Source organism: Streptomyces anulatus (assembly GCF_000721175.1).
Classification (GTDB): Bacteria; Actinomycetota; Actinomycetes; order Streptomycetales; family Streptomycetaceae; genus Streptomyces; species Streptomyces anulatus_C.
Map to the genome: position 1 here is coordinate 57,513 of NZ_JOEZ01000013.1, position 20,871 is coordinate 78,383.

Annotated in this window: 17 protein-coding genes and 1 riboswitch; of the genes, 10 read left to right on the forward strand and 7 right to left on the reverse strand. The window is 72.0% G+C overall.

What is annotated here, in order from left to right:
- Positions 1 to 180 precede the first annotated feature (180 nt).
- Entirely contained in the window at positions 181 to 1,410 is a 1,230-nt protein-coding gene (locus IG90_RS0116320; protein WP_030584182.1) for an MFS transporter, read from the reverse strand.
- Positions 1,411 to 1,567: 157 nt separating this feature from the next.
- Here IG90_RS0116320 and IG90_RS0116325 point away from each other — a divergent pair, with 157 nt between their 5' ends.
- Entirely contained in the window at positions 1,568 to 2,758 is a 1,191-nt protein-coding gene (locus tag IG90_RS0116325; RefSeq protein WP_030584184.1) for an ROK family transcriptional regulator, read from the forward strand.
- 139 nt (positions 2,759 to 2,897) lie between these two features.
- On the opposite strand, the gene IG90_RS0116330 is transcribed toward IG90_RS0116325, so the two are convergent.
- Positions 2,898 to 3,644, reverse strand: coding sequence for an SDR family oxidoreductase (locus IG90_RS0116330; RefSeq protein WP_030584186.1), 747 nt, complete (start codon positions 3,642 to 3,644; stop codon positions 2,898 to 2,900).
- Between the two features lie 182 nt (positions 3,645 to 3,826).
- Positions 3,827 to 6,181, reverse strand: a complete 2,355-nt coding sequence (locus IG90_RS0116335) for a chitinase C-terminal domain-containing protein (RefSeq protein WP_030584189.1) — start codon at positions 6,179 to 6,181, stop codon at positions 3,827 to 3,829.
- A gap of 300 nt (positions 6,182 to 6,481) precedes the next feature.
- Positions 6,482 to 6,612, forward strand: a riboswitch (FMN riboswitch).
- A 172-nt stretch (positions 6,613 to 6,784) separates the two neighbouring features.
- Here IG90_RS0116335 and ribD point away from each other — a divergent pair.
- The 8 genes from ribD (at position 6,785) to IG90_RS0116375 (ending at position 12,698) form a co-directional block, all read left to right on the forward strand.
- Complete coding sequence (ribD, locus tag IG90_RS0116340; protein WP_030584192.1) at positions 6,785 to 7,885, forward strand: bifunctional diaminohydroxyphosphoribosylaminopyrimidine deaminase/5-amino-6-(5-phosphoribosylamino)uracil reductase RibD; 1,101 nt, start codon at positions 6,785 to 6,787, stop codon at positions 7,883 to 7,885.
- The gene (locus tag IG90_RS0116345; protein WP_030584195.1) at positions 7,886 to 8,494 is read left to right on the forward strand and encodes a riboflavin synthase; all 609 of its coding nucleotides are present in this window, start codon (positions 7,886 to 7,888) and stop codon (positions 8,492 to 8,494) included.
- Positions 8,491 to 9,135, forward strand: a complete 645-nt coding sequence (locus IG90_RS0116350) for a nicotinamide mononucleotide transporter family protein (protein ID WP_030584198.1) — start codon at positions 8,491 to 8,493, stop codon at positions 9,133 to 9,135. Before IG90_RS0116345 ends, IG90_RS0116350 begins: the two co-directional genes overlap by 4 nt.
- Positions 9,132 to 10,427: a bifunctional 3,4-dihydroxy-2-butanone-4-phosphate synthase/GTP cyclohydrolase II gene (locus tag IG90_RS0116355; protein WP_030584202.1), complete on the forward strand. Its 1,296-nt coding sequence runs from the start codon at positions 9,132 to 9,134 to the stop codon at positions 10,425 to 10,427. The genes IG90_RS0116350 and IG90_RS0116355 overlap by 4 nt, the downstream gene beginning before the upstream one ends.
- Positions 10,428 to 10,475: 48 nt before the next feature.
- Complete coding sequence (gene ribH, locus IG90_RS0116360; protein ID WP_007453188.1) at positions 10,476 to 10,961, forward strand: 6,7-dimethyl-8-ribityllumazine synthase; 486 nt, start codon at positions 10,476 to 10,478, stop codon at positions 10,959 to 10,961.
- A 35-nt stretch (positions 10,962 to 10,996) separates the two neighbouring features.
- Positions 10,997 to 11,269, forward strand: a complete 273-nt coding sequence (locus IG90_RS0116365) for a phosphoribosyl-ATP diphosphatase (RefSeq protein ID WP_030584205.1) — start codon at positions 10,997 to 10,999, stop codon at positions 11,267 to 11,269.
- Between the two features lie 71 nt (positions 11,270 to 11,340).
- Entirely contained in the window at positions 11,341 to 12,189 is an 849-nt protein-coding gene (gene hisG, locus IG90_RS0116370; RefSeq protein WP_030584207.1) for an ATP phosphoribosyltransferase, read from the forward strand.
- 38 nt (positions 12,190 to 12,227) lie between these two features.
- Positions 12,228 to 12,698, forward strand: a complete 471-nt coding sequence (locus tag IG90_RS0116375) for a PH domain-containing protein (protein WP_030584210.1) — start codon at positions 12,228 to 12,230, stop codon at positions 12,696 to 12,698.
- Between the two features lie 259 nt (positions 12,699 to 12,957).
- Here the strand turns inward: IG90_RS0116375 and IG90_RS0116380 are convergent, their stop codons facing one another.
- Positions 12,958 to 14,862 carry an AAA family ATPase gene (locus IG90_RS0116380; protein WP_030584214.1) on the reverse strand — a complete coding sequence of 635 codons (1,905 nt, stop codon included), beginning with the start codon at positions 14,860 to 14,862 and terminating at the stop codon, positions 12,958 to 12,960.
- A 359-nt stretch (positions 14,863 to 15,221) separates the two neighbouring features.
- On the reverse strand, positions 15,222 to 15,851 hold the full coding sequence (locus IG90_RS0116385; protein ID WP_030584216.1) for a uridine kinase family protein: 630 nt from the start codon (positions 15,849 to 15,851) through the stop codon (positions 15,222 to 15,224).
- A gap of 186 nt (positions 15,852 to 16,037) precedes the next feature.
- Here IG90_RS0116385 and IG90_RS0116390 point away from each other — a divergent pair, with 186 nt between their 5' ends.
- A complete protein-coding gene (locus IG90_RS0116390) occupies positions 16,038 to 17,414 on the forward strand; it encodes a peptidase C39 family protein (RefSeq protein WP_030584220.1) in 1,377 nt (458 codons plus the stop codon).
- On the opposite strand, the gene IG90_RS45235 is transcribed toward IG90_RS0116390, so the two are convergent.
- Positions 17,378 to 17,587 carry a hypothetical protein gene (locus tag IG90_RS45235; protein ID WP_051860100.1) on the reverse strand — a complete coding sequence of 70 codons (210 nt, stop codon included), beginning with the start codon at positions 17,585 to 17,587 and terminating at the stop codon, positions 17,378 to 17,380. The genes IG90_RS0116390 and IG90_RS45235 overlap by 37 nt on opposite strands.
- A 589-nt stretch (positions 17,588 to 18,176) precedes the next feature.
- Positions 18,177 to 20,666: a SpoIIE family protein phosphatase gene (locus tag IG90_RS40720; RefSeq protein WP_051860101.1), complete on the reverse strand. Its 2,490-nt coding sequence runs from the start codon at positions 20,664 to 20,666 to the stop codon at positions 18,177 to 18,179.
- Positions 20,667 to 20,871: the final 205 nt, after the last annotated feature.

A 20,871-nucleotide genomic window follows, 5' to 3' on the forward strand; every position in this document is an offset into this window, starting at 1 on the left:
TTGCTCCCTGAAGGTCTGCTCGGTGTGCCGGCCGGTCTGCGACCCGGTGTTCGGTGTTCACCTGCGGAAAAGATCAGCGCCATGGTAGTGGTGCGGCGGGCGGCGGCCGCGCGGAGGTCACCGCTTCCCCGCTCGTACCGCTCGTGCGCTTCCCGCTCCCGCCGCCCGGGAGCCGTCCGGTCAGCTTCCGGCGGCGCTCTTCGTCGTCGTACCGCCGCCGACCGCCGAGCCGGTGACCGTGCGGTCGGCCGACCGCAGCACCCCGGCGCCCAGCACCAGGCCGAAGGCCAGCACCGTCACCACGCCGAACGACACCACCAGCGAGGTCGCCTCGGCCAGCGAACCGATCGCGGACGGGGCGATCAGACCGGAGGTGTACGTGATGGTGGCGACTCCCGCGATGGCCTGGCTCGGGTTCGGCCCGCTGCGCCCCGCCGCGGCGAAGGCCAGCGGGACCACGACCGCCACGCCGAGACCCAGCAGCCCGAAGCCGCACATCGCGACCGACGGGGAGGGTGAGAACACGACCAGCAGCCCGCCCGCCGTGGCCAGCAGCCCACCGGTCCGCACCGTGCGGACCGCGCCGAACCGGTCGACGATCCGGTCCCCGGCGATCCGGGCCACCGCCATCGTCAGGGCGAACGCCGTGGTGGACGCCGCCGCGAGGCCGTCCGAGCTGTCCAGGACGTCCCGCAGGTAGACCGCCGACCAGTCCAGGCTCGCCCCCTCGGCGAACACCGCGCAGAATCCGATCGCCCCGATGGCCAGGGCCGACTTCGGCGGCAGCGTGAAACGCGGCGGCGGCTCCTCCTCCGGACCGCTCTGGAGGTCGAGGACGCCCTGGCACGCGATCAGCCCCAGCGCCGTGAGCACCAGAGCCGCGATGACGTGGTGCAGACGGGCGTCGGTCCCGGTGTGGGCGGCTACCGTGCCCGCCGCCGAACCGAGCAGCGCGCCCACACTCCACATGCCGTGCAGACCCGACATGATCGACTTGTCGAGACGGTTCTCCACCTCGACGCCCAGTGCGTTCATCGCGACATCGGACATCCCCGCCGTCGCCCCGTAGACGAACAGCGCCGCGCACAACGTGACCAGGCTCGGCGCGAGGGCGGGCAGGATCAGTGCCAGCGTCCACAGCGCCAGCAGTCCCCGCAGGGCGGTACGCGCCCCGAACCGATGGCTGATCCGGCCGGCCAACGGCATCGCGATCGACGCGCCGATCGCGGGGAAGGCCAGCGCCAGGCCGAGCTGACCCGCGCTCACCCCGGCGTGATCCTGGATCCACGGCACCCGCGTCGCGAAGCTTCCGGTCACCGCCCCGTGCACGGTGAAGACCGCGGCGACGGCGATCCGCGCCCGCCTCACCTGTTCCGTGCTGTAGACCGTGACGGTCGAGTCGTTCGTCATGCCGTCGTGTCCCTCCCCTGGGATTTCTCGGATGCCGGCGGTCCCGGCGCTCCCGTGCGACGATGCGGGCCGTAAACTATCAGGAACCCTGCCTGATAAATAGTCGTCGCCTCGCGGCCCGGAAAACGGCGGGGCGACGATCTGGAAGGATCCCGGTATGCCCGCATCACCGAGCACGGCTCGGGCCATCAACGACCGGCTCGCCCTGCGGCTGCTCCAGCAGGACGGCCCGCTGACGGCCACCCAGCTCAAGACGCTGACCGGACTCTCCCGCCCCACCGTCGCCGACCTCGTCGAGCGGCTCCGGGGGGCCGGGCTGATCCAGGTCGTGGGAGAGTCCGGGGCCGTCCGCCGCGGCCCCAACGCCAAGCTGTACGGGATCGTCGCCGACCGGGCCCATCTCGCGGCGCTCGACGTACGCCTCGGAAGCGTCGGCGTGGTCGTCGCCGACCTGCTGGGGGCCACCCTCGCCGAGGGCTCCCTGCCCATCGGGGGCGACACCGGAACCGGACCGGCCGTCGAGCAGGCAGCCGCCCTGCTGGAACGCACCGCCCGCGCGGCCGGATCGGTACCGCTGCACAGCGTCGGCGTCGGTGCGCCCGGGCTGATCGACCCCGTCACCGGCGAACTGCGCGACAGCTCCGGCCTGCCCGCCTGGCACCGGGGCCTGGTACGGGAGCTCCAGCGGCGACTGCCCGCCACCGTCCTGGTGGAGAACGAGACCAACCTCGCGGCCGTCGCGGAACACCGCGAGGGTGCCGCCCACGACCGGGAGACCTTCGTCCTGCTCTGGCTCGGCCAGGGGATCGGGGCCGCCGTGATGCTGGACGGCAAGCTGCGCCAGGGGGCGTCCGGCGGCGCGGGGGAGATCGGCTTCCTCCCCGTTCCAGGGGTGAGCGGGCTGCCCTCGGCGGTCAACTGCGAGGGCGGCTTCCACTCGCTGGCCGGATCGGTCGCACTGTGCGAACTCGCCGCCGGGCACGGGCTCGTGGACCTCGGCGGAGTGGCCGAGGGCCGGGAGGAGGCGGCGGCCGTGGACGCGGTGCGGACGGCCCTGGAGGCGGGGGAGGCGGGCGAGCCCTTCCTGAAGGAGCTGGCGGACCGCCTCGCACTCGGCGCCGCCGCCGTCGTCTCCGTGCTCGATCCGGGTTGTGTCCTGCTCGCGGGGGCCGTCGGCCATGTGGGCGGGGCCGCGCTCGCCGCCCGGGTCGAGGAGCGTCTGGCCACGATGTCCCCGCTGCGCACCGAGGTCCGCGCCGGTTCGCTGGGCGACGGGGCCGTGCTGCGCGGTGCGCTGATCACCGCGCGGGACGCGGCACAGGACGCGCTGTTCGCACCGGAGGGCTGACCGGGCCGCCGCGAGAATTCTGCTGACCTGCTGACCTGCTGACCTGCTGACCTGCTGGCGCGCAGTCCCGCTGGCCGCAGGTGGCCGGATCATGCGGGCTCATGCCGGGGCAAGCGGGCCCGGGCCGGTTCGCACGGGCTCAGGCCGGATGGCGGTGGCGGCGGTCGAGGAACTCCTCGAACGTCACGGTTCCCACGGCGTGTCCGGGCGCGAGATGGTCGCCGCGCCGGTAGCCCGCGTACGCCTCGCCCGCCAGCCGGACCGGCACCACCCGCCGCTTGCGCCCGGTGGCTCGCAGGAACGCGCCGGCCAGGTCGGTCAGCTCACGGACCTCGGGTCCGCCCAGGTCGGGTACCCGGCCCGCCGGTCCGCCCAGCGCCAGGGCCGTCAGCCGGTCGGCGACCTCGCCGCTGTCGACCGGCTGGAGCGACACGCCCGCGGGCACCGGCAGCACGGGCAGCTTCGCCGCGACGGACAGGATGCGCAGGGCCAGGTCGTGGAACTGCGTGGTCCGCAGGATCGTCGAGCCGAGCCCGGAGTCCTCGATCATCCGCTCGACCCGGCGCTTGACCGTGTAGTAGCCCAGCGGCAGCCGGTCCACGCCGACGATCGAGATGTAGAGAACATGCGGCGTCCCGGCCCGCTCCGCCGCGTCGATGAGGAACCCCGCCGCCCGGTCGTCGCCGCCGCGCGGGGTGGTGGCGCAGTGGACGATCACGTCCGCCCCCTCGACCGCCGCGTCCAGACCCTTGCCGTCGCGCAGATCGACGGCGTACGAGGGGGAGCGGCGGCTGAGACCGCGGACGTCGGCCCCCTCGCTGCGCAGCCGCTCCGCGACCTGCCGGCCGAGGGTCCCGGTGGCGCCGGTGACCAGAATCGTCGTCATGGTGTCAGCCTGCCAGAACGGGGTGCGGCCCGCCGGAGGGCCTCCGGGGCCTGTCCACGGACAGACCCCCGGGAAGCCCGGCGGTGGACGCCGGGGCCCGGGGGCCGATGGGGCGGGGGTCCGGCGGTGAGCGGGGGCGATCCGCTCACCGCCGGACGTTCACCGGACGGTCGAAGGAGGGGTCAGCAGGCGCCGAGGTCCTTCCAGACGCCCCATTCGCCGGTGGATCCGGGCGTCTCACCCTTCGTCCACCACGAGGCCTTCCACTCGTGGCCGCCGTGGCTGACGGTGGAGCCGCCGCCGTACTCGGAGGTCGCGTTCCAGGCCGCGGCCGAGCAACTGCCGCCCGGCTGCGTCGGGGTCGGATCCGGCGTCGGGCCGGTCGGGTCCGGCGTCGGGGTGGGGTCGGTCCCGGTGCCGGGTTCGACCACGGTGGTGCCGCGGGCCAGGTCACCGGCGAGGGAGTAGGACTTCCCGCCGAAGGTCACGGTCCAGTTCGACGGGGTGGAGGTGGGCAGGTAGTAGACGAAGTCCAGCTCCACCGAGGCGCCGGGAGCGAGCGTCTGCCAGGCCGGGAGCTTCAGCGAGACGCGGTTGTAGTCGCCCTTGAGGCCGCCGATGTTGTCGGCCGCCGTGTGGTCGCTGCGGATGATCGTCGTACCGAAGCCGGACTGGTCCTTGGCGTTGGCCGGGGCGGAGGTGGAGTAGTCGAACTGGAACTCCGTACCGCCGGGCAGTGTGGCCTCGGTCCGGTTGGTGATCTTCAGCTTGGGGCTGATCGGGTAGTTGGAGTCGCCCAGCGGGAACTGCCCGAAGGAGACGTCGATGTCCAGCGCCTGGGTGGGCAGATCGATCGTGGAGCGCTTCGCGCCGTACGGGGCCGCCGACCTGAACGCGTCGTACATCGCTGTGGTCAGCGTCGATCCGGTCTCGTACTGGCCCTTGGCCGCGTTCCACCGGTAGTCGCCCGCCAGCTCCCAGATCATCGTGCCGCCGATGCCCCGGTCCACGACGTAGTCGGCCTTGGCCTTCACCGACTGCTCGTCCTCGGTGGAGAGGAACACCTTCTTCTGGGCGTTCCACAGCCACGGGGCGACCAGCGTGGAGTCGTACTTACGGGCGTACGTGCCGGTCAGCCGGGTGTCCGCGGGGAAGCCGTAGTCGGTGACGTAGTCCCCGACGATGCCCTTCTCCAGGTTCTTCGCGTGCCACATCGGGTTGGAACCGGCAGGCGATTCCTCGCCGTTGGCGTCCTTGTCGTGCCAGAGGTTGTCGATGCCGACCGCGCCGTCACCGCACTTGGCCAGACCGGCGCCCGCCGGGCAGTCGGTCGTGGCCGCCTTGCCCCACAGGCCGTCGGTGCCGCCCTGCACGTTCTTGAAGCCGCGGGTGTAGTACGGCAGACCGATGTTGATCCGGCCGGCCGGCATCGAGCCGCGGAAGTAGTGGTAGGACCAGTCGGTGTTGAGGTAGCCGGTGCCGCCGTACTGCGAGGTGGAGTACACGCCCGCCTGCGCCAGTTCGGCGTCCTTGCCGTCGTCGAACAGGGAGGCGTTCGGGCCGACGTACTCGTTCCAGGCGCCGTGCAGGTCGTAGGACATGATGTTGACGTAGTCCAGGTACTTCTGCATCTGGTACGTCTCCATGCCCCGCAGCAGGTAGCCGGAGGAGGGGGCGGCGACGGTCAGCAGGTAGTGCTTGCCGTCGGCGGCGCCCGCGCGGTCGAGCTTCTCGCGCAGCGTCTTCATCAGGGCGTCGTAGCCCTTGACCAGCCCGGCGCGGCGGCCGTTGGACAGCGTGTGGTCCAGCGGGTTGCCTGCGTCCTTCATCGTGGTCGCGTACTCGTAGTCGATGTCGACGCCGTTGAAGCCGTACTTCTTGATGAAGTCGACGGCCGAGTCGGCGAAGGTGTTGATGCCCGTCTGGTTGACCGACCCGTCGGCGTTGGTCGCCATCGAGTAGAAGCCGCCCGAGTCGACGCGCTTCCCGTCGGGGCCGAAGTAGCCCCCCGTCTCGGCCCAGCCGCCCACGGAGACCAGGGTCTTCACGTCCGGGTGCTGCTTCTTGTACTTCGTCAGCAGGTTGAAGTGCCCCTTGTAGGGGAGCGCCGGGTCCATCTCCGCGCCGGCGACACCGGGCCAGGTCATGCCCGTGGAGGCGTTGTCGGCGCTGTCGGGTCCGACCGAGAGCTTGTTGGAGCCGTCGACGTGCGCGAAGGCGTAGTTGAGGTGCGTGACCTTGTCCCACGGGATGTCCGGGACGAGGTAGGCGTCCTTGCCGTCCTTGCCGGTACGCCAGTTGGTGAAGTAGCCGATGACGCGGCGCTTGTGGTCGGCGCCCATCTTCTCGCGGCCGTCGGCGTCGTAGACGGAGCAGTAGGGGACGTCGACGCCGGGGGTCCGGTACAGCCCGTCGGGGCGACAGGAGTGCTGGTCGGCGGCGGCCGAAGGACCTGCGGCGAGTGAGCTCAGCAGCAGTCCGGCGACGGCGGCGCCGGCGGCGAGCAGGGTGGCTCTCGCTCGGGTGGGGGACAGCATGTGGTCGTTCCTCCTGGGGAGGTCGGCAGAACACAACTGGCAAAAGGGGGTGGGTCGTATCGGGGTCCCGGTGTGCGCACACCGCCGGACCGGACCTCGGAGGTGACGCAGAGATTAAGAGGACTAGACCAGTGCGTCAATAGGTCTGGACTTTTGACGGGCAACTTTCCGGATGGTGTGTCGATGACTACGTTGTCGACTTCTCGCCGACGGGAATGCGCCACTCGGCTGTGACCCAGCCCACAGTGCTCACCCGCATGGCCGCGAGACGTCCGTGGCAGACTGGTTCCGTACCAGTAGCAGCGCACTCCGGGGTCGGTGCAATTCCGAACCGGCGGTTATAGTCCGCGACCCGTCCGCAGCCAGCGGCCGGTTGACCAGGTGAAATTCCTGGACCGACGGTGAAAGTCCGGATGGGAGGCAGTGCGCGGCGGGTTGTCATCGGTACGCCGCCGTCGGCGGACGCATGGCCGGGAACCTCCCGGCACTCCGTGCGTTCCTGGCGTTCCCGTTCTCGGGTTCCGGCGTTTCCCCTGATGAGCCGCTCCATCTGTCGTCATCGACAGGCCCCGGAGTCCGTGCCCGAAGAGGCAGGAGGACCCGGTGGACACCGCAGCCGACATCACCGCCATGCGCCGAGCGATCACACTCGCGGCGCGCGGTCTCGGCTCCACCAGCCCCAATCCGGTCGTCGGCTGTGTCATCACCGACGCCTCCGGGGCCCTGGCCGGCGAAGGCTTCCACCAGCGTGCCGGAGGGCCGCACGCCGAGGTCCACGCCCTGCGCGCGGCCGGCGACCGGGCCCGCGGCGGCACCGCCTACGTCACCCTCGAACCCTGTGACCACACCGGCCGCACCGGCCCCTGCGCCCAGGCCCTCCTGGCCGCCGGGGTCAGCCGTGTCGTGTATGCGGTCGGCGACCCGAACCCGCAGGCCACCGGCGGTGGCGACACCCTGCGCCAGGCCGGGGTCCGGGCCGAGCAGGGCCTCCTCGCCGAGGAGGCCGAGGCGGGCAACGCCGCCTGGCTGACCTCGGTGCGCCAGGGGCGGCCGTACGTCCTGTGGAAGTACGCCGCCACCCTCGACGGCCGGATCGCCGCCGCCGACGCCACCAGCCGGTGGATCACCTCGCCCGAGGCCCGCGCCGACGTCCACCGGCTGCGCGCCGAGGCCGACGCCGTGGTCGTCGGCTCCGGTACCGCCCGCGCCGACGACCCCCAGCTGGGCGTACGCGGCATCGACGGCGCCACCCAGCCGCTGCGGGTCGTCGTCGACACGAACGCCACCGCCGTGAAGCCCGGCGCCCGGGTCCTGGACGACACCGCACCCACCCTGGTCGCCGTCGCCGACGGCGTCCCGGCCGGTCACCTCCCCGAGGCCGCCGTGCTGCGGCTGCCCCGCGCCGCCGCCGGACCCGGCCTGGACATCGAGGCCCTCCTCGCCGCCCTGCACGAGCGCGGCGTCCGCTCCGTACTCCTCGAAGGCGGGCCCACCCTCGCCGGCGCCTTCGTCGCCGCCGGGGCGGTCGACAAGGTCGTCGGCTATCTCGCCCCGGTGCTGCTCGGCGCGGGCCCCGCCGCCCTCGGCGACGCCGGAATCTCCACCATCTCCCGCGCGTTGCGCCTCGATGTGACCGAGACCGTGCCGGTCGGCCCCGATCTGCGCGTCACCGCCGTCCCCGCCCCTGCTCGGAAGGGAAACTGAGTGTTCACCGGAATTGTCGAAGAACTGGGTGAGGTCACCGCCGTCGAGCAGCTGACGGACGCCTCCCGCTTCCGGCTGCGCGGCCCCGTCGTCACCGAGGGCGCCAAGCACGGCGACTCCATCGCGGTGAACGGCGTCTGCCTCACCGTCGTGGACACCGGCGACGGCGAATTCACCGCCGACGTGATGGCCGAGACGCTCCTGCGCTCCAGCCTCGGCGCGCTCACCACCGGCTCCCGGGTCAACCTGGAGCGCCCGATGGCGCTCGGCGGCCGGCTCGGTGGACACCTCGTCCAGGGCCACGTGGACGGCACGGGCACCATCGTCGAGCGCACCCCGTCGGAGCACTGGGAGATCGTCAAGGTCTCCCTGCCGCCCGAGCTGACCCGGTACGTCGTGGAGAAGGGCTCCATCACCGTCGACGGCGTGAGCCTCACCGTCGTCGACGCCGGACCCGACTACTTCACCATCAGCCTCATCCCCACCACCCTCGCCCTGACCACGCTCGGCCGCAAGCAGCCCGGCGACCCGGTCAACCTGGAGGTGGACGTCCTCGCCAAGTACGTCGAGCGGCTGCTCGGCGACCGGGCGGGACAGGACCCGCGATGAACACCGCGAACTGGCTCAACTCCGAGGCGTTCACCGTCTTCGGCCAGCACATCAAGTGGTCGGACATGATCGGCAACCTCGTCGGCCTGATCGCCCTGGCCCTCGGCTGGCGGCGCTCCATCTGGACCTGGCCCGCCCAGCTCCTCTCCGGCGTGATCCTGCTCGTCGCCTTCGCCTCCGCGCACCTCTCCGGCAGCGCCGGCAAGCAGCTGGTCGTCATCGTCGTCGCCCTGTGGGGCTGGTGGTCCTGGAACCGGGGCAGGCGGCAGGCCCAGGACGGCTCCATCGCCGTCCGCTTCGCCACCTGGCGCGAGCGCGGGGTGCTGATCGGCGCCGCCGTGCTGGGCACCCTCGCCGTCGGCGGCCTGTTCACCGCCTTCCCGTCGCTGTCCTGGGACCCCTGGCCGGACGCGTACATCTTCGTCGGCACCGTCGTCGCGATGTACGCCCAGGCCCGCGGCATGGTCGAGTTCTGGTTCGCCTGGCTGCTGGTCGACCTGGTCGGCGTCCCGCTGAACTTCGCCAACGGCTTCGCCTTCTCCGGCTTCGTCTACATCATCTACGGCGCCCTCGTCCTGTGGGGGATGCGCGACTGGTGGCTGCGTACGCGGACACCCGCTCTGGAAGGAGCCACGGCATGACTGCTCAGCCCACCTGGCTGCACCCCGGCCACGACCCGCTCGCCGAGGACCTCTCCCTGGACCCGGTCGAGCAGGCCATCCGTGACATCGCCGCCGGCCGGCCCGTCGTCGTCGTGGATGACGAGGACCGCGAGAACGAGGGCGACCTCGTCATCGCCGCCGAGATGGCGACCCCCGAGATCGTCGCCTTCATGATGAGCGAGTGCCGCGGCCTGATCTGCGCGCCCATGGAGAGCGACGAGCTGGAACGCCTCGACCTCCCGCAGATGGTCGCCGACAACACCGAGTCGATGCAGACCGCCTTCACCGTCTCCGTCGACGCCTCCGCCGCCCACGGCGTCACCACCGGCATCTCCGCCGCCGACCGCGCCACCACCCTGCGGATGCTCGCGGGCGGCGTCGCAGGACCCGGCGACTTCGTCCGCCCCGGCCACGTCTTCCCGCTGCGCGCCCGCTCCGGCGGCGTCCTCGTCCGCAACGGCCACACCGAGGCCGCCGTCGACCTCGCCCGGCTCGCCGGACTCCGCCCCGCCGGGGCCATCGTCGAGATCGCCGGCGAGGACGGCGTCATGCTGCGGCTGCCCGAGCTGGTGCCCTTCGCCCGCAAGCACGGCCTCACCATCATCTCCATCGAGGACCTGATCGCCTACCGCCGCAGCAGCGAGCCGACCGTCCGCCGCGAGGCGGAGACCCGGCTGCCCACCGCGTTCGGCGACTTCACCGCGTACGGCTACCGCTCCAGCGTCGACGGCGTCGAGCACGTCGCCCTGGTCCACGGAGACATCGGCGACGGCGAGGACGTCCTCGTCCGGATCCACTCCGAGTGCCTGACCGGCGACATCTTCCAGTCCCAGCGCTGCGACTGCGGCCCCCAGCTGCACACCTCCATGCAGCGCATCACCGAAGCGGGCCGGGGCGTCGTCGTCTATCTGCGCGGCCACGAGGGACGCGGCATCGGCCTGCTCTCCAAGCTGCGCGCGTACGAACTCCAGGAGCGCGGCGTCGACACCCTCGACGCCAACCTGGAGCTCGGCCTGCCCGCCGACGCCCGCGACTACGCGGCGGGCGCCCAGATCCTCACGGACCTCGGCGTCACCAGCCTGCGGCTGATGACCAACAACCCCGAGAAGACCGCGGCCGTCGTCCGCCACGGCCTCGCCGTCACCGGCCGGGAACCCATGCCCGTCCAGGCCGGCGAGCACAACCTGCGCTACCTGCGCACCAAGCGCGACCGTATGGGCCACGACCTGCCCTGGCTCGACGCCCACGCGTCGACCTGCGCCAACCAGTGAAGCGAACCACCGAACACCACGACGAGTGACACGAACAACAGGAGAGACATGAGCGGCAAGGGTGCACCCGAACTGTCCGTACGCAACTGCGGCGACCTGCGCGTGGCCGTGATCGCGGCCCAGTGGCACGAGAAGGTCATGGACGGCCTCGTCGACGGCGCCCTGCGCGCCCTGCGCGAGCTGGGCATCGACGAGCCGACGCTGCTCCGCGTCCCCGGCTCCTTCGAGCTGCCGGTCGTCGCCAAGGTGCTCGCCGGACGCGGCTACGACGCGATCGTCGCCCTCGGCGTGGTCATCCGGGGCGGCACCCCCCACTTCGAGTACGTGTCCCAGGGCGTCACCCTCGGCCTCACCCAGGTCACCGTCGACACCGGCGTTCCCGTCGGCTTCGGCGTACTGACCTGCGACACCGAGGAGCAGGCGCTCGACCGGGCCGGCCTCGAAGGGTCCAACGAGGACAAGGGGCACGAAGCGGTCACCGCCGCCGTGGCCACCGCCGCCACGCTGCGGACCGTCAGCGAACCCTGGCGCTGAGTGCCCCTGGGCGACCCCGTATTCTGAGGACCATCATGGCCAACAAAACCTTCGAAGAGCTCTTCACCGAGCTCCAGCTCAAGGCCGCCGAAGGCGACCCCTCCACCTCGCGCACCGCCGAACTGGTGGGCAAGGGCGTCCATGCCATCGGCAAGAAGGTCGTCGAGGAGGCCGCCGAGGTCTGGATGGCCGCCGAGTACGAGGGCAAGGAAGCCGCCGCCGAGGAGATCTCCCAGCTGCTGTACCACGTCCAGGTGATGATGGTCGCCCGCGGGATCTCGCTCGACGACGTCTACGCCCATCTCTGAGCCGGCCCGAGCCCTCCCCGAAACCGCCTGCACGTTCCTCCGTACTCCACCGCACAAAGGAAGCTGACCTCATGCTGCGCATCGCCGTCCCCAACAAGGGTTCACTCTCCGGGCCTGCGATGGCGATGCTCCATGAGGCCGGCTACCAGCAGCGCAAGGAGTCCAAGGAACTGGTCCTGGTCGACCCTTCGAACGAGGTCGAGTTCTTCTACCTCCGCCCCCGCGACATCGCGATCTACGTGAGCTCCGGCAAGCTCGACATCGGCATCACCGGCCGCGACCTGCTGCTGGACTCCGGGGCCGACTCCGAGGAGATCCTCCAGCTCGGCTTCGCCCGCTCCACGTTCCGCTACGCCACCAAGCCCGGCACCGCGGCGGGCCCGCAGGACTTCGACGGCATGACGATCGCCACCTCCTACGAGGGCATCGTCGCCAACCACCTCGACAAGGCGGGCGTCAAGGCGTCCGTCGTCCACCTCGACGGCGCGGTCGAGACCGCCATCGAGCTGGGCGTCGCCCAGATCATCGCCGACGTGGTCGAGACCGGCACCAGCCTGCGCAACGCCGGACTGGAGGTGATCGGCGAGCCGATCATGACCTCCGAGGCCGTCGTCATCCGCCGCCACGGCGCCCCCGCCGACGACCCCAAGGTGCAGCAGTTCCTCCGCCGCCTCCAGGGCGTCCTGGTCGCCCGGTCCTACGTGATGATGGACTACGACTGCCGCGTCGAGCACCTGGAGCGCGCCGTCGCCCTCACCCCGGGCCTGGAGTCGCCGACCATCTCCCCGCTGCACCACGAGGGCTGGGTCGCCGTCCGCTCCATGGTCGCCGCCAAGGAGGCCCAGCGGATCATGGACGACCTGTACGAGCTCGGCGCCCGCGCCATCCTCACCACGGCCATCCACGCCTGCCGCCTCTGACGGCCCCGGCCGTCCGCACCCCCCGAGAGAAGACCCCGATGTCCGCGCCCAGGCCCGAACTCCCCACCCTGCCGGTCACCTTCCGGCCCACCCTCACCCGGGTGGTCCTGCTGAGCGTGGGCCTGGCGATGTTCCTCGTCATCACGGTCATCGCGCTGATGCTGGAGCGGCTCAACCCGGGGGAGCGGGCCAGCTTCGTCTTCGTCGCGGCGCTCTTCTTCGGCGTCCTGGCCCTGCTCAGCAGGCCCAGGGTGACCGCCGACGACACCGGGGTCACCGTCGTCAACCTCACCCGGACCCGCAGGCTGGCGTGGGAGGAGATCCTCCGCGTCAACCTGCGCTCCGGCGACCCCTGGGTCTTCCTCGACCTCAGCGACGGCACCAGCCTGCCCGCCCTCGGCATCCAGCCCGGCCTGGCCAAGCAGCAGGCCATCCGCGACGCCCGCGCCCTGCGCGACCTCACCGAGTCGCACACCGCCGGAGACGACGACACCCCCGGCAACGGCTGAGCCCCGGCCGGCGCGGGGCCTTCTTGTCTGCTCTGGTGGGCAGCGGCCTCCGCGCGGTCCCGCAGCAGATCTGGCGCCCGATGGCGACCGTGCGCGACCCGGCCCACCGGACGGTGTCGGTGCCCGCCGCACGGTGGACGTGCCGATGCCCCCGGAGCTGCCGGCGCCCGGGGCCCTCGTGCACTGACCTGACGCCGTGGCCGCGCCGGGAGCGAACGGCCGGGGCGGCGCCCGGGAGCGAACGCCCCCGGGCGCCGCCTCACCCCACGCCCGGCTCCTGCTTGCCCCGGCCCACCGGACCGCGCCCCGACAGCACCTCGCCGTAGGCCTGCATCAGGTCCGGGAGCCGCAGCGTCGACAGGTCCTCCCGGGTCAGCTCGCCCGGATAGCCGGAGAGCCGCAGGTCACGGTAGGCGCAGCTCTTCTCGTACAGCGTCCGCAGGAAGCGGCCGTTGCCCAGCTCGTCGATCCAGCCCTGCTCCACCACATGGCCGCTGATGGAGCGCAGCTCGTCCACCGCCTCCTCGTCCCACACGTCGTCGTTCTCGGCGGCCAGGACACTCCCGATCGCGGTGAGTTCGAGCGGCCGGTAGCTGGGGAAGTCGACCCGGCTGGTGAAGCGGGAGGAGAGCCCCGGGTTGGTGGCGAGCAGCCGGTCCATGCCCTCCGGGTAGCCCGCGAGGATGACGACGAGATGGTCCCGGTTGTCCTCGGCTCGCTTGAGGAGGACCTGAAGCGCCTCGTCGCCGTACGCGTCGCCCTTGCTGTAACCGGAGTTGGCCAGGCTGTACGCCTCGTCGACGAACAGCACCCCGCCCAGCGCCGAGTCGATCAGCTCATTTGCCTTGACCGCCGTCTGCCCCAGGAACTCACCCACCAGATCGGACCGTTGGGCCTCGATCAGGTGGTCGCCGCCGAGTAGCCCGAGGGCGTAGAAGACCCGGCCGAGGATGCGTGCCACGGTGGTCTTGCCGGTGCCGGAGGGGCCGGAGAAGACGAAGTGGCGCTTCGGCGGCTGAACGGGAAGACCCTGCGCCGCCCGCAGCCGGGCCATGTTCAACTGCGCCGAGAGCGCCTTGACCTGCCGCTTGACCGGTTCGAGGCCGACCATGCGCTCCAGCTGCGCCAGCGCCTCGGCCAGCAGGGCTGGATCGCTGGGCCCGGCCGGGAAGGGCGGCGGCTTCCGGGTCTTGGTGCGGCGTACGCTCTCGACGGGGGCGGGCGGAGCGGGGACCGGGTCGTCGCCGAGCAGCCCCGCGTCGCCCAGCGGCCAGGACTCGCGCCCGTCCACCAGTTCGGTGCCCAGCAGCGCGTCGCCCTCCGGCTGCGGCTCCGCCCCCGCGCCCTCCGAGCCGAAACCGGTCAGGGTCACGGCGGCCACGTCCGCCGACTCGTCGTACCCGTCGCCCTCTACGAGCGCGGCGAGCCGGGCGGAGGTGTCCATGAAGGCTGGGTCGACCCGGTGCACCGCCCGGTACAGGGGCAGGGCGGCCGCGCTGCGCCCGGTGCCCTCGTGGGCCCGCGCCAGCCAGTAGCGCAGCTCCTTGCGCTGAGGCTGCTCGCTGCGGCAGCGCATCAGCGCGGCCGACAGCAGCGGCTCCGCCTGCCCGAACATCTCCAGCCGCACCCGGGCCATCCCGCCGAACAGACCGGCCTCGATGCCGAGCATCGGATCGTCGACGAGCTGCTCGGTGCAGCGCACCAACTGCTCCCAGTCCTTGACCAGATAGGAGCGGCAGGCGTGCAGGAACCGCACCTGCGGATCCGCGTCCACCGGGGGCAGCCCGGCCAACGCCCGGTCCAGCTCGGGCACATGTCGGCCGTCCAGCCAGTGCGAGGCGTGCGCCAGCAGCAGATCGCGCTGACTCTCCAGCACCGGCTGCACCCACCAGCCCAGCCAGTACCAGGAGTTGAGCGTGCGTCGGTGGCGTGCGCGCTGTTCGCCGAAGCGGTCGCGGTGCCGGTACATGCGTAACAGGGCCGTGGTGGTGTCGATGCGCAGCGCGTGGAGGCCGAGCCAGCCGTCCGCCATGCCGGGATCGAACCGCACCGCGGCTCTGAACTCCTCCTCGGCCTGCGGGTAGGCGCCCATCGTGTAGGCGTCCATGCCGCGCAGCCAGGCGAGGTCGGCAGGGGCGCCAGCGCCCTGTGTGCCGATGTCCATCAGGTCCCCCACAAACCGTGCCCCCAGGATGTCCCGCCCGCACAGCATGCCCACCGGAGCGTGCTGAATCACGGCGCGGAGGAAGGGAATTGACCACACCGAGCTGCATCGTACCCGCGCACGGGGGAGGCGGCCGCTCGTCGGCGGACCTTCGGGGACGGTGACTGAGGGTGAGTGAATGGCTCTGCGTGGTCGCCGGGGCGGCGGTGGGAGCACAGAGCGAAGCCCCCGATCACGGGGGAACAACCGGGGGCTTCGCGTCTGCGGGGGCTCCGAAAAGCCGCACAATGAGAACGTAAGACCAGTAAGGCCCCCCGGTCAAGCAGAGTCGGGGCACTTCCGGGCCGATTTCCGACTGCTCAGTATGGCGGGAGATCCTGGCTACCGTGCGTGACAGTGCGGTTCGCTCCCGCTGTCGCGTGAGGCCCCGGGAGCCACGCGTACCCCTCGGGCAACTGGCTTACCAGCGCGTCGGCGTACGGCCGTGAGGGATCTTCGGCGAAGTGCCGCCCCTCGGCGAGCGTCCACCCGTCCCAGAACCCGGTGAGCCCGGCCCCGTCCCGGCGTCGGCCCCGCTCCCAGGACGTCTCCCGGTCCAGCTCCATCCAGCACAGCGCCGCCAGCCACGGGCGCACCTCCCGGCGTCCCGCGCCGACCCCCTCCACCAGGACGACCGGGGCCGGCTCCAGGATCCGGGCCGGGCCGACGCGGCGCTCCGTCCAGTCGTACGGGGTGTAGCGGGCGGCCTCGCCGCGCGAGAGCGGCAGGATCACCTGTTCCGTCAGCCGGCGCGTCCAGCCGAACAGTTCTTCGTGCGTGGCGAGATCGTCCAGATGGAGGACCGGCGCTCCGCCCAGCGCCGCCGCGAGCCGGGCGGCGAAGGTGCTCTTGCCCGAACCGGCGTGTCCGTCGACCGCGACGAGCCGGACCGGCCCGCAGGAAGGGGGCAGTGAGCAGAGGTCATCGGCGTGGCGGGCCAGGTCGTCCATGGCTCCAGGGTACGTTCCGGCACGAAAGCGTCCGGGAACCGCCGCAGGTCACGCCAGTGGTCCAGACCCATATTGGTCCGGCGGCGGCTGCCGAACCGCTGGCCCGATCCGGCCCGGAAACGGGATAGTTGGCGCACCGCACGGCACCCGCAGACCATCTTCCGCATCCGACCGGGGGTCACGACCATGACCAGTCCGACTTCGCGCAGAACCGTTCTGACCGCCGCGCTCGCCGCGGCGGCGGGCGCCGGCACAGTGGCCTCCGCCGCGTCCGCGTCTGCCGCCCCGCCCGCGGTCCCGTCCTCGTCGGCCGGCTCCTCCGCCACCCCGGAGGTCCTCGTGGACAACCGCTTCTGGCACACCTACACCGACTGGCGCTGCGGCACCGGCGACGGCACCCGGGTACTGCCCGGCGCCCGCCCCGGCCTGGTGATCGCCACCCCGGCCGGCCGCACCGACTACACCGACCCGCACACCGGCGTGACGGCAGCCTGGGACCACGCCACCTGGACCTCCGCCGTCCACCGCTCCGCCGTCCCCGCCACCGAGGTGATCGCCTCCTGGAACGCCCGCACCCCGGCAGGCACCTGGATCCAGGTCGAGCTGAGCGGCGTCTACGCGGACGGCACCGCCACCCCCTGGTTCGTGATGGGCCGCTGGGCGGCGGGCGACGGCGACATCCGCCGTACCTCCGTCGACGGCCAGGGCGACCCGCACAGCTCCGTGTGGACGGACACCCTCGCGGTGGACGACCCCGCGAGCGGCGTGCGCCTGGTCTCCTACCGGCTGCGGCTCACCCTCTACCGCGCCCCGGGCAGCCGCCTCACCCCGACCGTCTGGCGGGTCGGCGCGATGGCCTCAGAGGTGCCCGACCGCTTCACCGTGCCCGCGAGCACCCCCGCGCTCGCCCGCGAACTGCCCGTTCCCCGCTACTCGCAGAACATCCACATCGGGCGGTACCCCGAGTACGACAACGGCGGCGAGGCCTGGTGCAGCCCCACTTCCTCGCAGATGATCATCGAGCACTGGGGCCGCCGTCCCACCGAGGAGGACCTCGCCTGGGTCAAGCCAGGCCTGCCCGACCCCCAGGTCTGCCACGCCGCCCGTCACACCTACGACTACCAGTACGAGGGTTGCGGCAACTGGCCGTTCAACGCCGCCTACGCCGCCACGTACCGCGACATGAACGCCGTCGTCACCCGGCTCGGCTCGCTCACCGACCTGGAGCGGCTGATCCGCGCCGGCATCCCCGTCATCACCTCCCAGTCCTTCCTGAAGGAGGAACTGACCGGCGCCGGATACGGGACGTCCGGCCACCTGATGACGGTCATCGGCTTCACCCCCGGGGGCGACGTCATCGCCAACGACCCCGCGTCACCCGACAACGACGCGGTACGCCGGGTCTACCGGCGGCGCGAGTGGGAGAACATTTGGTTGAGGACAAAACGGTACGACGCGAACGGCAAGGTCAGAAGCGGTACGGGCGGTGTCTGCTACATTTTCTGGCCCGCTGAGTCAGCACCAAGTCAGCACCGCGCGCTGCGGTCGCTCGGCCTGGTGTGAGCATGTGCGTGCGTGAACAGCCGCGGTAGCTCACGGATCAGCTCCGCGGGCAGTTCACCTGCCTTGTAGAGCCGCCCGTCGCCGAACAGCGTCTCGCTGAGGACAAGTTCGACCCAGGCGAGGGAGACCCGCTCCACGAAGAGGATCCAGCCGTCTCGCGACTGCACGAACACCGGCGGATCGTCCTGATCGAGGTCCCGAAGACGAACGCCCCAGAAGGCACATCCTTGGTTCTCGCTACGGAAGACAAGGACTCCTCCAACTCGTCGTGCACGAAGAGCTCGGAGGGTGGCAGCAGCAGATCCTGGTTGCCCGTGAGGTCGTGCCGTGCCGCACCGAGAAGTGAGTAGCCCTCGCCCGGCGCCACTGGCAAGCGGAGCCCGAGGGCTGCCTCGGCCTGCTCCAACCCTGCGGCGGACCGCTGCAGCAGGTCCTCCTCGCTCTGGCCGGCGTCCTCCAGCAGCAGTGTGATCGCGACGAACTTCGGGCCAAAGCGAGGAAGGGCGCCCCACCGCGTCGGGCGCGCGGGGCGGGTGGGGCGTGCGCCACGGGGGGGACCGCCGGGACTGTTTTCTCCTGCCGAACCGGCGATGGGCGTCACGTGTGCTGCCTCTCCCTCATGTCGGCACCGCTCCTCGGCGGTCGTCACGGACCGTCCGGTCATCACATCGCACCGTAATACCGCTGAGTGCCGATTCAGGCAGGCGTGCCGGGGCCCGGAAGCGAGACAGTCCACCGTGCTGCACCTGGGGGAAGTCCCCCTCAGCCCCGCCCCCGCCCCCCGTCCGCCCCGGGTACGCCGATCAGCAGCAGCGTCACGTCGTCGTCGTGCGCGGACATGTCCGGGATGAGGGTGCCGACCACCCGGTCCGCCTCCTGGTCGAGGAGCTCGGGGTCCGCGGGAGCGTCCTTCGGCGCGCGGTCCACGGTGCGGGCGAGGACGTCGATCCGGGCCTCGATGTCAGTGCCGGGGCGTTCGACCAGTCCGTCGGTGTAGAGCACGAGGAGGCTGCCCGGCGGCACCGCGTGCGTGGCCTCCTCGAACGGCACCCCGCCGCCGCTCGCGTCGTTGACTCCCAGGGGCACACCGATCGGTGCCGGCAGCCGGCGGGTGGGCCCGTCGGGGGGCCGGACGAGGACGGGCGGGTGGCCCGCCGAGCAGAGGGTCACGTCGCCGGTGTCCCGGTCCAGAATCAGGTAGACGCAGGTGACGAGCTGGCCCGCCAGGTCGCCCACGAAGCTGTCCAGCGCGGTCATCAGCCCGCTGGGCGTGGACCCTGTGCGGGCGAGCGCATGGGAGGCGGCCCGCAGCTGCCCCATGACGGCCGCCGCGCCCAGTCCCCGGCCCATCACGTCGCCGATGACGACGCCGGTGCGGCGGCCGTCGAGGGGGATGACGTCGAACCAGTCGCCGCCCACCCCGGGGTCCTGGAGGGAGGCCAGGTACCGGTACGCGCTGGGCAGGTACGGGAGGCTGGGCGGCTCCCCCATGAGGCTGTGCTGCAGCGTGTAGGCGATGCGCCGGTGCTGTTCGTAGCGCTCGGCGCGCTCGGCCTCGGCCCGTCTGCGCTCGGTGATGTCCCGGGCGGACAGGACCACCAGCGTCTCCCGTTCGGCCTGCAGTTCGGCCTGGAGGCTGCTGATGCTCACCTCGACGGGGAAGTGCGTGCCATCGCGGTGCAGCCCGTACAGGTCCCGGTCGACGACGGTCGGCTGCGGGTCGCGCAGGCCGAGGTAGGCGCAGAGGAGCGCGCCGTGCCGCCGACGCCACGACTCGGGCACCAGGTCGACGACCTGGGTGCCGACGAGGTCGTCCGGTGTCCGGCCGAACAGGGGCTCCACCTGCGCGTTGGCCATGACGATGGTGCCCTTGCCGTCCGCGATCAGGGTGGCGTCGGGCGCGGACTCCAGCAGGGCGCGGAACCGCCGGTGGGCGCGTTCCAGCTCGCGCTGGGCGGCGGCCCGTTCGGTGACGTCGGTGACCACGCCGCACACGGCGTATGGGGTGCCGGAGGCGTCGTGGAGCGGGAAGAGCGTGGAGAAAAACTCCCGCGGGCCGTCCGGCAGGGTGAGCAGCTCCTCCCGTTGCAGGGGTTTGCCCGCCTGCAGCACGGCCAGGTCGGAGGCCCGCACCTCCTCCGCGAGGGGCGACGGCATGACGTCCTTGTCACGGCGGCCCAGCACCTGCTCCCGGGAAAGGTTCAGGCTCTTCTCGAACGTGGTGTTGACCGCCAGGTAGCGGCCTTCCACGTCCTTGACGAACACCACCGCGGGCGTGTTGTCCATGAACGCCTGGAGCAGCTGGTTCTGGCGCACCTGCCATTCGAGACGGGCGTGCGCCACCTCGACGCGGCGGCCCACGTTCAGCGCCGCGAAGATCAGCGCGGTGAACGCGACCGTGTGGCCGCACACCAGCAGCGCGGTGCCGAGCCGGTTCCCGAACAGCTCCGCGTCCTCGCCCACGAGGATGCCCCAGCCCAGCAGCGGCGGCACGATCAGGGCGGTGACGAACAGCCGGCGCCCCAGCGTTCCCGTCGTTCCCGCGTTCGTCAGCAGGCCCGTTGGCCCTTCGTCCGGCCGGATCAGGAAGAGGGCCCCGCCGAGCAGCACAAGGGCCAGCGCGGTGTGCAGGGCCATGCCCGTGTAGGGGACGAAGCGCTCCAGCTCGGACACCCGGTAGGCGGCCCCGTACAGCCGCAGGGTGCCGAGGGCGAGGACGGCCAGGCCCGCGATCTGGCTGATCCAGGCGGGGACGCGGCGTGCGCTCGCGCAGAGGGCCGCCGCGCCGCCGAGGGTCAGTGCCGCGGCCGTGTTCGGGGCCATCCGGCCGGGGGCGCCCGGGTCGGCGGTGTTGTCGTTGAAGAGCAGCTCGTCGACGTGGAGGTCCGCCCCGGTCACGTACTCGACGAGGACGAGGGCGCCGATCACCGTCGTCAGGGCCGCCGCCGCACGGGCCGCGGCGGCGGTCCGCGAGCGGACGGGCCCGCGGCCGACGACGTAGAGGGACAGGCCGAGGGCGATGACGGCCACCGCGGTGTTGGCCTTCATGGCCGGCGTGACGCCGGGCAGGACGCGCTTCAGCGCGACGATGTCGAAGATCCAGCCGGTCAGGCTCAGCACGCCCACCCCAGCGGCGATCAGCGCCGCCGCACCGGCCGCCGCCCGAGTGGCGGCCAGTGCGTGCGGCTGGAACGGCAGGCCGTCGGCCCGCTGGGCGCGGGGCAGACCGGGCACCTGCTGGTTGCTCGTCACCGCATTCTGTCCTTGCCGGATGACACCCCCGCCCGCCTCCATCAGCTTACGTACTGCGGACGGTCCGCGCCCGGCGCGATGCGGGGTGCCGCACAGCGGCCGGAAGCCTACGCGCACAGCGGCACGTGCTCAGGGGCGGCACCCGTACGCTCGCGGCGGACCCCCGCACGCGCAGGCCGGCAGGACCCGCACGCGCAAGGCGCAG